The 1,048-nt window shown below is 44.2% G+C and carries 1 protein-coding gene; it reads right to left on the bottom strand.

Annotation, left to right across the window (positions count from 1 at the left end):
- Positions 1-428: 428 nt before the first annotated feature.
- A partial coding sequence (locus B5F07_RS22155; RefSeq protein WP_140398082.1) for an Rpn family recombination-promoting nuclease/putative transposase occupies positions 429-1,048 on the bottom strand: 620 nt, incomplete at its 5' end.

Below are 1,048 nucleotides of genomic sequence, written 5' to 3'. Positions count from 1 at the left end.
TTGAAACAGAAATCCACCATGGGAAGCATGATAAAGTTTTCATTGTTACTGCTGTTTTTGTCAATTAATTTTACTGCGCCATTTGTCTCATTTTTTCCGCGATATTTAACGTTCGCTTTCTTTTTTCGCTTTTCTTATCTCATATTTTCCACTTCCATCATACCATGTTCTTCCTGAAAACACCACCCCAACAGGTTCCTGTTCAAACTCTGGATTTCCCGGCAGATCCGCCTGCTGAATTTTGATTTCTCTTCAGATTACTCTTGATCAGATATCTTTTTCAGATTTCTCAGAATGTTTGAATGCACCCGGAAGATCCCTGTGCCGATAGGCATTTCGATCTCCGGGTGCATTCACCATATCATGACATTATTTTAATTTCAATAAGAAGAACACAAAAAAGAGGGTTATCAACAAACTTACAGAAGTTATACAAAGTTATCCTCCATTTGTTCCTTTTTCCACTCCTCTGCGATCTTGGCGACCTCGCTTATGTCCATCTCGAGGATATCCGCGATCTCTTCTGGGGCATTTCCCTTTTCCAGTTTTTTCTCAACCAGTTTTTTCAGAGCACTCCACTCTCCCAGCTCAATTCCGCGCTTCTCTCCAATTTCGATTCCACGCTTCTCTCCACGCTCGAATCCACGTTTTTCTCCCCGCCGCTCCGCGCTCCTCATCTGGGTATTATAATCCAGAAGCGCACGCTCTCTCGCCTCGTACTCCAGCCTCTTCTTTTCATCCAGACTCAGCCGTTTCAACTCATTATACGCTTCTTCGATATACTCGTCTTTCTCTGCCATATCTTCAAACTCCTTCCGGGTCTTCCCGCTCAGAAAGCGCATCCAACGGATTACGCCCTCCTCATTCTGGTCTTCCTCCGGCAGTTTTTTCAATTCCAGGATATGCAGTTCCAACAGGTCCGTATACTGTTCACCGGTCTCCACATCACAGAGAGCAATCTTCCGGTAACAGCGATTGTCCTGTGGAAAGTGGATGAAATCGAGAATGCTGACATGGATACAGGGCTTTAATACTTCATAAGACTCAC

The sequence above is a fragment of the Lachnoclostridium sp. An169 genome (assembly GCF_002160525.1).
GTDB lineage: Bacteria > Bacillota > Clostridia > Lachnospirales > Lachnospiraceae > Mediterraneibacter > Mediterraneibacter cottocaccae.
Note: the sequence above shows the minus strand (reverse complement) of the source record. Positions and strands in the feature narration are given on the sequence as shown.